The organism is Martelella sp. UBA3392 (genome assembly GCF_002358775.1).
Classification (GTDB): Bacteria; Pseudomonadota; Alphaproteobacteria; order Rhizobiales; family Rhizobiaceae; genus Martelella; species Martelella mediterranea.
Genome location: NZ_DEPM01000288.1, coordinates 1 through 9,912, shown reverse-complemented (window position 1 = coordinate 9,912; position 9,912 = coordinate 1). Strand labels below are relative to the sequence as shown.

Below are 9,912 nucleotides of genomic sequence, written 5' to 3'. Positions count from 1 at the left end.
TTACAATCTCAAATTCGTCACGGCGGAGGACGGCGAGATCGTCTGCCAGTACAAGGTGCTGTTCGGCAATGGCAACGCGGTTGAAGAAACCGTATGGCGTCGCCCGCAGTGCAGAGACCTCGTGATCGGTCGCAACTAAGTTGTGGATAACGAATCAATCGGTTATGTTGAATCATAACTGATTCGTTCTTCTCCCGCAGCAATCTGTGCGTGCGTTGTCCGCTCGGGAACAAAGCAGTCCTGGGAGGCCGGTTTTGGGCGCTTTCTCAAGACCGCATAGCATGGAACCGCGGTGACACAATATATTATGCACTGTGCGGCTCCCGCCGCACGGCGTCTGTTGCTCGCACTTTGCGTCGGCGTTGCCGGTTGCTCGACAAGTGGGGCTGGACGACCCTCCGTATCGTTCGAAGACAGGACCGGATCGATCCAGCAGGAGCGGCCGGAAATCGACAAGCCTGCGGACCTGACGGCGGCCGGCCAGAGCATTGACGGTCTGGTGCAGGTGGCGCTGTACCAGAGTCCGGCGATGATCGAGAGCGCCGCCACCATTCGCCAGGCAACAGGCAATATCGATGTCGCCAAGGGCGGCTACCTGCCGACGGTCAGCGGCGGCGTGACCGGTGGCGTCGGCGATGCCGACGATCCGTCCTTCGTGCTTTCGGCCAACCAGTTGCTTTTCGATTTCGGCAGGACAGACCGCGAGGTGGCGCGCGCCGACCTTTCCGCGCAGGAAGCCGTGCTGGAGTTTCAGGCCAATGCCGATCAGGTGTTGATGGACGTGCTGACCGCCTACGCCGAATTCAGCCGCTACCGCAGCAATGTCAAAATAGACCAGGAACGGGTCAAGCGGCTCGGCGAGTTGAGCAATCTGATCGGCCAGCGCGCATCGGCCGGCGCCACCACCCAGCCGGATGTGCTGGCGGCGCAAAACAGCCTGGAGAAGGCGCGTCACGATCTGCTCGAAATGCAATCCGAGCGCGACCGGGCCGCCAATCAGCTTCGTGAATATTCGGGGCCCTTCGCCATCGATCTCAATGTGGACTTGGAGAAGGTCCCAGGAGCCTGCACGCCGGCGCCGACGGTGCCCGATACGCTTCCGGACGTGGCGCTGGCGCATCTGGAAATCGCCCAGGCCCAGCTCGAATATGAAGACGCCCAGAAGGCGCGACTGCCCGGCGTCTCGGCCGAGGCCTATGGCCGCCAGCCGCTTTATGATGATGGCTTCAGGGTGGGGATCAATTTCAACGTGCTGCCGACGCTGTGGCAGGGGGGCGCGATCGAAGCGGCGAGAAGGGCTGCCGAGGACGCTCTTGCCGCCGCGAAGGCGCGCCTCGACAAGGTGCGCCAGACCGCCTCGCTCGATGCGCTTGACGCCGGAACGGCCATGACCAACGCCCGTCAGTTGATTGCATCCGCGAACACCCAGACGAAATTGCTCGATCAGACACGGGCGCTTTACCGCAGCCAGTATTTCGATCTCGGCACCCGCAACCTCAACGATCTGCTGGATGCGGAGGAGGATTACTACAACGCCCTGATCGAGCGCAGCGACAGCGAGCGCGACCTCGACATCGCACTGTTGCAATGCCATCTCACCGGCGGCACGCTCCGCTCCGCTCTCGGCCTGTCCAATGTGACGCTGTACGGCTATCCCATCGACAGTTTCGGCGTCGATGTCGGTGAGGAGGAGGCGGCTGCGTCGGAAAAAGCGGAAGAACCCTCGCAACCCGGGTCGCTTCCGGTAACAAATGCGATCGGAAGTAAGACACTTTTTCCCGAGGCGGGTTAGCGAAAGGTGCCAGGCGTCTATGCCGGGCAACTGTCTTCGGATAGAAAGTCCGCAACGATCATATTGAAAATCTCCGGCTTTTCCATGTGCACGTTATGCGCCGCGCCGGGCACGACGGCGAGGCGGCAGCCGGGGATGGTTTTCCAGAGCGTTTCCGGCTGGCTCCAGCCATAGGAGCAGTCGCCATCGCCCCAGACGACGAGCGTCGGCATGTCAAAATGCTTGAGCGCCGCGGTGCCGTCCCAATGCTCCCAGGCGGTGAGGCTGGCGAGTGCCGCCTGTAGGCTGGCGCGCGCGCCTTCGGCGAGGCAGACGGCATAACCTTCCGCGTCGGCGCCCTTCATGAACCATGTCGCGGCGATGCGGGCGGCGGTCGCCGCCAGCCCCTCCGAGCGGATGCGCCGGCGGGAGGTTTCGATCGTCTCGAACCGGTTCGGCAGAACGCCCACCGGTCCCGTGCCATAGAGAACGAGCTTTTCGATCCGCTCCGGCGCCATTGCCGCCATCTGCTGCACCACCATGCCGCCCATGGAATGGCCGAGCAGGCGGAAGCGATCGATGCCGAGGGCATCCAGCGTCTCGAATACCAGCCGGGCGTGCCCTTCAATGCTTTCGGGCGCTTGGAGATGGCTGCTCGCGCCGAAGCCGGCAAGGTTTGGCGCGATGCAGCGGAAGCGCGCGGCGAAGGCTGCGAACTGGCCGTCCCACATGCCCGCGCCGCCGAGATAGCCATGCACCAGCACCAGCGCGGGGCCTTCGCCCTCGTCTCGGCAGATGAGCGGACCCACCCCGTTCACTCGACCGCCGAGAGGTCGAAATTCTCGCCGGGGAAATATTTCGCCAGCCGGATATCGGCGGTGCGGGCGTGGCCTTCCATGCCCTCAAGCCGCGAGATCCGCGCGGTGGCGAGCGCCACCGGCTTCGAGGCGTCCCGGCTTGAACGCTGCCAGGTCACCACCTTCAGGAACTTGTGCACCGAAAGCCCACCGGTATAGCGCGCCGCGCCCGATGTCGGCAGCACATGATTGGTGCCGGCGGCCTTGTCGCCATAGGCCACGGTGGTCTCCTCGCCGAGGAACAGCGAGCCGTAGCATTTCAGCCGGGCAAGCCACCAGTCGAGGTTCTCGGCCTGCACGCTCAGATGTTCCGGCGCGTAGTCGTCGGCGGTGGCGGCGACCTCTTCACGGGTATCGCAGACGATCACCTCGGCATAGTCGCGCCAGGCGGCCTCGGCACTCGCCCGGTTCGGCTCCGGCAGGGCGTCGATCAGGCCGGGGGCGAGTGCCATCACCTTCTCGGCAAGCGCCGCGCTGTCTGTCACCAGCCAGACCGGGGAATTATAGCCGTGCTCGGCCTGGCCGACGAGATCGGCCGTGACGATTTTCGGATCGGCGTTGGCATCCGCGATCACCAGGCTGTCGGTGGGGCCCGCGAACATGTCGATGCCGACGCGGCCAAACAGGATGCGCTTGGCTTCCGCGACGAACTGGTTGCCGGGACCGACCAGAATATCGGCCTTCGGCTGGCCGAACAGGCCGAACGCCATCGACGCCACGCCCTGCACGCCGCCCATGGCGAGAATGCTGTCTGCGCCGCATAGATCGGCGGTATAGAGAATGGCGGGATGGACGCCGGTTTCCGGCCGGGGCGGCGAGGCGACGGTGATGTGCTGGCAGCCAGCGACCCTGGCCGTCGTCACCGTCATGATCGCCGAGGCGACATGGCTGTAGCGCCCGCCCGGCACATAGCAGCCGGCGGCCTGGCATGGGATGATCTTCTGGCCGGCGAAGAAACCGGGCGCGATCTCGATTTCGGTCTCGCTCAGCGTCGCCTTCTGGGCCTCCGCGAATTTGCGGATATTGTCATGGGCGAAACGTATATCGTCCTTCAGCTTCTGCGGCAGGCTGGCCGCGGCCGCCTCGATCTCCGCGCGGGTGACGACGTTATTGCCATGATAGCGGTCGAATTTCTCGGCATAGGCTTTCGCCGCAGCCTCGCCGCCGGCCTCGATCTCGTCGAGAATGCCCTGGACGATCCCGGTCACGGCGGCGGCATCGCTTTCAGCGGTCTTGAGCGCCTTTTTCAGATATGTACGCGGCACGAAACACCCCCTTCACGTCGGGATATTGCAGGAAACGGAAACAGGGCAGGGCGGTCAGGCCTTGCCCTTCCATGGCACCAGCCTGCGCTCGAGAAAGCGCATCAGCATGTCGAAGGCATAGGCGATGGCGGCGATCACGATGATGCCCATGATCACCGTCGGGGTCTGCAGAAACTGCGAGGCCGACAGCACCATATAGCCGATGCCCTTGGTGGCGGCGACCATTTCGGCGGCCACCAGCGTGGTCCAGCCGAAGCCGATGCCGATGCGCATGGCGGTCAGGATTTCCGGCAGGGCGGACGGCAGGATCACGTAGCGCATCACCTTCCAGCGGCTGGCGCCGAAGGAATAGGCGGCATGGATCTGCTCGATCGCCGCCGATTTGACCCCGGAACGGGCGCCGAGCGCCACCGGCGCGAACACCGACAGGAAGATCAGCAGCACCTTGGAGGTCTCGCCAATGCCGAACCAGATGATCATCAGCGGCAGATAGGCAAGCGGCGGGATCGGGCGGTAGAATTCGATCGGCGGATCGAAAATGCCACGCACCAGCGGGCTCATGCCCATGGCAAGCCCCAGCGGTATGCCAATCACGCAGGCCAGAAGAAAAGCGCTGAACACGCGGGCGGCGGAAATCAGGATATGGACGTAGAGCGGCGTGCCGGTGAAACCGTTCTGCATCGTGTCGAAGAACTTCGCCACGATCGCCACCGGCGACGGTACGAATAGCGGCTTTACCAGCCCGAGCGCGGTGACAGCCCACCAGATCCCGATCAGGACGAGGATGGTGACGAAGCTGAGGATCATCGTGTCGCCATAGCCCGGCACGCCGTAGGTCTCGCCCGGCCGCGTCGCCCGCCCCTTGGCAAGGCGCGCGATGAGGCCGCCGCTTTTCCTGCGCGGCGCGGGCGCTTCGGTCTCCGCCGGCTTGGTCTTGGTGATATCGCTCATGCCGCGTCTTCCTCATCGGCGAAGATGATGGACAGCACCTCCTCGCGCAGTTTGATGAATTCCGGCGAGGCCTTGACCTCGCGCGCTTTGGCACCCTCAATGAACTGGCGGGAAAAGGGCAGGTCGAAGCGGTGGGTGATGCGGCCGGGGCGCGGCGACATCACGATCAGCTTCGTGCCCATGAAGAGCGCTTCCTCGACGCTATGGGTAATGAAGAACACAGTCTTTCTGGTGTTGTCCCAGATTTTCAGAATGAGTTCCTGGGCCTTTTCGCGGGTCAGCGCATCGAGCGCGCCCAGCGGCTCGTCCATCAGCAATACGCGCGGGTCACAGGTCAGCGCCCGGGCAATGCCGATGCGCTGCTGCATGCCGCCCGACAGCGCATAGATCGGGGAATCCTCGAAGCCTGTAAGGCCGAGCAGCGCGATGAATTTTTCGGCGATCTGGTCGCGCTCGGCCTTGGGGCGGCCCTGCAGCTTCAGCCCGAAGGCGACGTTTTCGCGCACTGTCAGCCACGGCATCAGCGCGTGTTTCTGGAACACCACCGAGCGGTCGGCGCCGGGGCCCTCGACCTTGTGGCCGTCGAGCAGAATCTCGCCGCTGGTCGGCGACAGGAAACCCGCGATGAGATTGAGGAGCGTCGATTTTCCGCAGCCCGAAGCGCCCAGCGCCACGACGAAATCGCCCTCGCCAAGCGAAAGGTCGATCTCCCGGAGCGCCTCCACCGGCGCGTTTCCGCTGGCGGAGGGATAGACGACGGAGGCCCTGTTGATTTCCAACACCATGATCGTGGTCCCATCTGCCCCCGGACCTTGCGGGCCGGGGGCGTTGCGTGGAGATTGCCGGGCCTATTTCGCGGCTTCGGCGTAGTCGACGTTGACGAAGGGCGCGTAGTCTTCGGCGACGTTATCGATGCGGCCGGCGGACTTCAGGAACTCGGCCGTACCCTTGATGGTCTCGGCAGCGCCGCCGAGCCAGGTATCGGAAACCTGTTCCGACAGCGGCAGGAAGGCGAAGCCTTCGAGAATGCCCGGAACCTGTGACGGGTCGGCGCCGGTCGCCTCGGCGAGCGTCTTCACCGGCTCGCTGTCGGCGGTCCATTTCGAGGGATCGGCGAGATACTCCTTGTTGACCCGGTCGACCTCCTTCAGGAAGGCGACGATCTGGTCCTTGTTCTCTTCGCCGAATTCGGTGTTGACCACCCAGGCGTCGAAGGTCGGGTAGCCCCAGGCGGCGGTTTCGTCCGCGCCGAGCAGAAGCGTGCCGGTTTCGGAAATCTGCGCCTGGACGGGCTGCCAGATCCAGGCGGCGTCGATGGCGTTCTGTTCCCAGGCAGCGGCGATCTGATCCGGCGGCATGTTCATGATGGTGACGTCGCCCTCGGCGATGCCCTCATGCTTCAGCGCGCCCATCAGCGAGAAATGCGCGGTCGAGCCGACCGGCACGGCAATCCGCTTGCCCTTGAGGTCGGCCAGCGTCTCGATGCCGGAATCCTTGGCCACGATCAGGGATTCCGCCTTGCCGATCACATCCGAAAACGCGATCATCTGCAGGTCCACGCCCTGGCTGGCGGCAATGGCGAGCGGCGAGGAACCGAGTTCGGACAGAACCACGTCGCCGGATGCCATGGCGGCGATCACATCCGTGCCGGCGGCGAATTTGCGCCACTCGACATCCCAGCCGGTCGCCTGTTCAACGGCGTCGGACGAGGCCAAGAGCTGCATCGGCGTCGGGTTGCCGAAATGGCCGATAATCACTGTTTCTGCAAAGGCGGCGCCTGACATCAGCACGGTGACCGAGCCTGCGATCACGCCAGTCATCAAAGTTTTCAACATTCCACTCTCCAGATTTGGTTTGGCGCGGGCATTGTTATTGTTGTTGAGGCTGAGACCGCTTCCCGCATTGCAGGTTCAGCCGTTATTCTGTCACGTCTCCTGCCCGCTTGAAAAGGCGATGCATGCGCCGGCCAGAAGATCGATCGTGTCAATGGAATGGGCCGCCGGATCGACTGCGCCTGAGACCAGCGACAATTCCGAACAGGCAATCAGCAGCATGTCCGCGCCTTCGCAGATCAGCGCGCGGGAAGCCACCGTCATCTGCGCGCGGGCATTGTCATCCGCGCCGTGGATCTTGATATGGCGGATCAGCTCCAGAAGGGGGCTGTCGTCGGCAAGATGAAGCGGAATGCGCCCGGTGCCGGCGAAGGCATCGGTGAAAACCCCTGTGATGCGCAGGGCGGGCGAGGCCAGCATGCCGATCTTCGCGCCGGGCCGGGTTTCGGAACTGATCGCGTCGACCGTCAGCCTCACCATGTCTATGAAGGGAATGGCGACCGCGTTGCGGATTTCGTCGGCATAATGATGGGCGGTGTTGCAGGGCATGGCAAGCGCTTCCGCCCCGACGGCCTCGAGCTTCTGCGCCATGCCGGCAATCACCGGGCCGGGGTCCTCGCCACCGCCCTCGATCAGCGCCTTGATGCGCGAGGGAACCTGCGGGTTGTTGTCGACGATCATCGGCACATGGTCGGCATCGTCCCTGGCTGGCGTGGCGGCGATGATACGGCTCATCAGAAGCACCGTCGCTTCCGGCCCCATGCCGCCGATAATCCCGATCCGCCGCATGTCAGGCAGCTCCCTTCAGGCGGAGTTGCTCGCCGCAATGGATGATGATCGCGGCGATCTGGGCGCAGTCCGCGATGGAAAAGGTCAGCGGGATGCGCATGTCGAACAGGCCGGAAAGCACGGCATCGGTCTTAGGCAGCGCCTGATCGGCGATGAAGCGCCAGCTATGATGATTGCTGGTAAAGGCGACGGGATCGGCATCGCCGAACCATTTGAGCTCGACGCCGAGCGCCTTCGCATTGGCCACGAAGGCGCGGGCCGCGTCGGGCGCGATGCCTTCCACCAGAAACTGGATGGAACTGCCGACGGGATGCGCCGCCGCCGGGCGCTCGGGCAGATGGAACAGGCCGGAGGCCTTCAGCGCTGTCTCGATGGTGCTATAGCGGTCGTTCCAGCGCTCGATATTCTTTTCAAGTCCGGCGAGTTGCGGGCGCAGGATCGCGGCGCGCAGATTGTCCATCCGGCCCGAGCAATTGGGCGTTTCGAGCCGGGCCTTTTCGAAATGGCTCCTGGCGGGCGCCGCGCCATGGCGCTCGTAAAGCATGTAGGAGCCGGAGAGGATGATGGCGCGGGCCATGAAATCCGGGTCGTTGGAGGTGAGTAACCCGCCCTCGCCGGAATTCATGTGCTTGTAGGTCTGGGTGCTGAAACAGGCGGCAAGGCCGAAATTGCCGCTTTTCGTGCCGTTCCAGTCTGCCCCCATCGTGTGGGCGCAATCCTCGATCACCCTAAGGCCGTGACGGTCCGCGATCGCCATCAGCCGGTCCATGTCGGCGATATGGCCGCGCATGTGGGAGAGGAGCAGAAATCGCGCGCCGACGGCTTTCTTCTCCAGATCGTCAAGGTCGATCACCAGATCGCGCGTGCATTCGACGAGCACCGGCTTTCCGCCGGCGTTGACGATCGCGCCGGGCACCGGCGACAGGGTGAAGGCGTTGGTCAGCACAGCCTCGCCGTGCTTCAGACCCGCCGCCATCAGCGCGATATGCATGGCATAGCCGCCCGATGCGCAGGCGAGGCAGTAATCCACGCCCTGAAAGGCGGCGAACTCCGCCTCGAACAGAGCCGCCTCTGCGGTTTCGCCGGCGACGGTATTGTAGCGATGCAGCCTGCCGCTTTCGAGCACGCGGATAGCCGCGGCAATCGCCGCCTCGCCAAGCGGTTCCTGCTGGGTAAACGTGCCCGCAAACGGTTTCGGTGCCATAAAGGAAATAACCTTCTATTCGGCGGCGACGGTGGCAGTATGATCGAAGGTGAAGGCGCTTGTATAGCCAAACAATCCTGCCGAACCGCCGGTATGGAGAAAAACGATCTTTTCGCCTTTCTTGAACATGCCCTTGCGGATCAGGTCGATCAGTCCGGCGGCGCCCTTGCCCGAATAGACCGGGTCCAGAAGGATCCCTTCGACCTGGGCGAACATCTCGATCGCCTCGATCGTGGAGGGGGCGGGGATGCCGTAGCCCTCGCCGACATAATCGGTATTGGCGACCACATCCTCGCGGGCGACGACGCCCGGGCAGCCGAGCTTTTCGGCGGTCGCAAGCGCAAGCTTGTAGACGTTTTCCTCCTGCTTCGGCTTCGGGGCGCGCACGCCGATGCCCAAGAGCGGGATTTGCGCGTTGATCGCCTTCAGGCCGACGATCAGGCCCGCCTGGGTGCCGGCGCTGCCGGTGGCGTGCACCAGATGATCGATCGCGAGATCGCGTTCATTGGCCTGATAGACCAGTTCCAGCGCGCAATTGGCATAGCCGAGCGCGCCGGTGGCGTTCGAGCCGCCGCCCGGGATGGTGTAGACCGACTTGCCAGACTTGCGGATCTCGTCTGCGACGGCTTCCATCTCGGCATTCATGTCCAGCCCGCCGGGGCGCTTTTCGGCGGTGGCGCCGTGGAGGTAATCGAGGAAGACATTGCCGTTTTCATTGTAGTTCGGGTCGTTGGAGCCGGTGCGGTCCTCAAGCAGAATGTGGCAGGCCATGCCGAGCTTGGCGGCGGCGGCGGCCGTCTGGCGGGCATGGTTGGACTGGGTCGCGCCCTGGGTCATCACGAGGTCGGCCTTCATCGCCTGGGCTTCGGCCATCAGGAATTCCAGCTTGCGGGTCTTGTTGCCGCCGGTCGAAAGCCCGGTGCAGTCATCGCGCTTGATCCAGATTTCGGGGCCGCCGAGCTCCGCCGTCAGGCGGTCGAGCCGCTCCAGAGGCGTCGGCAGGTGGGCCAGGTGAACGCGGGGAAAACGGGCGAGATGCATGGAAACCAACCTTGATCAAATTGCGTGATTTCAAATCTTGCGCATTTCCTTTCGTTGATCAAATGCCGTTTTCGCGCGATAAAATGCAGGATGTGCATATTAGGAGGCTTGCATGCGGCTTGAATGGCTCGAGGATATCCTCGCGGTGGTGGAGACCGGCTCGTTCAATGCGGCGGCCGCGCGGCGCAACGTCACCCAGCCG

At 63.8% G+C, this 9,912-nt stretch carries 10 protein-coding genes; 2 read left to right on the top strand and 8 right to left on the bottom strand.

Going from position 1 to position 9,912, the window contains the following annotated elements:
• The first annotated feature begins 292 nt into the window (after positions 1 to 292).
• Positions 293 to 1,792, top strand: a complete 1,500-nt coding sequence (locus tag B4E36_RS22695; protein WP_292058932.1) for a TolC family protein — start codon at positions 293 to 295, stop codon at positions 1,790 to 1,792.
• A gap of 17 nt (positions 1,793 to 1,809) precedes the next feature.
• On the opposite strand, the gene B4E36_RS22690 is transcribed toward B4E36_RS22695, so the two are convergent.
• From B4E36_RS22690 to B4E36_RS22655, 8 genes are all read right to left on the bottom strand, one after another.
• Entirely contained in the window at positions 1,810 to 2,589 is a 780-nt protein-coding gene (locus B4E36_RS22690; RefSeq protein ID WP_292058931.1) for an alpha/beta fold hydrolase, read from the bottom strand.
• Complete coding sequence (hisD, locus tag B4E36_RS22685) at positions 2,586 to 3,893, bottom strand: histidinol dehydrogenase (protein WP_292058930.1); 1,308 nt, start codon at positions 3,891 to 3,893, stop codon at positions 2,586 to 2,588. Before hisD ends, B4E36_RS22690 begins: the two co-directional genes overlap by 4 nt.
• A gap of 54 nt (positions 3,894 to 3,947) precedes the next feature.
• On the bottom strand, positions 3,948 to 4,844 hold the full coding sequence (locus B4E36_RS22680) for an ABC transporter permease subunit (RefSeq protein ID WP_292058929.1): 897 nt from the start codon (positions 4,842 to 4,844) through the stop codon (positions 3,948 to 3,950).
• Complete coding sequence (locus tag B4E36_RS22675) at positions 4,841 to 5,629, bottom strand: taurine ABC transporter ATP-binding protein (protein ID WP_018064343.1); 789 nt, start codon at positions 5,627 to 5,629, stop codon at positions 4,841 to 4,843. The genes B4E36_RS22680 and B4E36_RS22675 overlap by 4 nt, the downstream gene beginning before the upstream one ends.
• 63 nt (positions 5,630 to 5,692) lie before the next feature.
• Entirely contained in the window at positions 5,693 to 6,679 is a 987-nt protein-coding gene (gene tauA / locus B4E36_RS22670) for a taurine ABC transporter substrate-binding protein (protein ID WP_026173397.1), read from the bottom strand.
• A gap of 90 nt (positions 6,680 to 6,769) precedes the next feature.
• Positions 6,770 to 7,465, bottom strand: coding sequence for an aspartate/glutamate racemase family protein (locus B4E36_RS22665; protein ID WP_292058928.1), 696 nt, complete (start codon positions 7,463 to 7,465; stop codon positions 6,770 to 6,772).
• Between the two features lies 1 nt (position 7,466).
• Positions 7,467 to 8,669, bottom strand: coding sequence for a DegT/DnrJ/EryC1/StrS family aminotransferase (locus tag B4E36_RS22660; protein ID WP_292058927.1), 1,203 nt, complete (start codon positions 8,667 to 8,669; stop codon positions 7,467 to 7,469).
• Positions 8,670 to 8,684: 15 nt separating this feature from the next.
• The gene (locus B4E36_RS22655; RefSeq protein ID WP_292058926.1) at positions 8,685 to 9,710 is read right to left on the bottom strand and encodes a D-cysteine desulfhydrase; all 1,026 of its coding nucleotides are present in this window, start codon (positions 9,708 to 9,710) and stop codon (positions 8,685 to 8,687) included.
• Positions 9,711 to 9,822: 112 nt separating this feature from the next.
• Here B4E36_RS22655 and B4E36_RS22650 point away from each other — a divergent pair.
• On the top strand, positions 9,823 to 9,912 hold a 90-nt coding region (locus B4E36_RS22650), incomplete at its 3' end, for a LysR family transcriptional regulator (protein WP_345900843.1).

Excerpts from the sequence above, each read along its gene's own strand:
- B4E36_RS22680 (WP_292058929.1), bottom strand. The coding sequence starts at position 4,844 with ATGAGCGATATCACCAAGACCAAGCCGGCGGAGACCGAAGCGCCCGCG.
- B4E36_RS22675 (WP_018064343.1), bottom strand. The coding sequence starts at position 5,629 with ATGGTGTTGGAAATCAACAGGGCCTCCGTCGTCTATCCCTCCGCCAGC.
- tauA (WP_026173397.1), bottom strand. The coding sequence starts at position 6,679 with ATGTTGAAAACTTTGATGACTGGCGTGATCGCAGGCTCGGTCACCGTG.
- B4E36_RS22665 (WP_292058928.1), bottom strand. The coding sequence starts at position 7,465 with ATGCGGCGGATCGGGATTATCGGCGGCATGGGGCCGGAAGCGACGGTG.
- B4E36_RS22660 (WP_292058927.1), bottom strand. The coding sequence starts at position 8,669 with ATGGCACCGAAACCGTTTGCGGGCACGTTTACCCAGCAGGAACCGCTT.
- B4E36_RS22655 (WP_292058926.1), bottom strand. The coding sequence starts at position 9,710 with ATGCATCTCGCCCGTTTTCCCCGCGTTCACCTGGCCCACCTGCCGACG.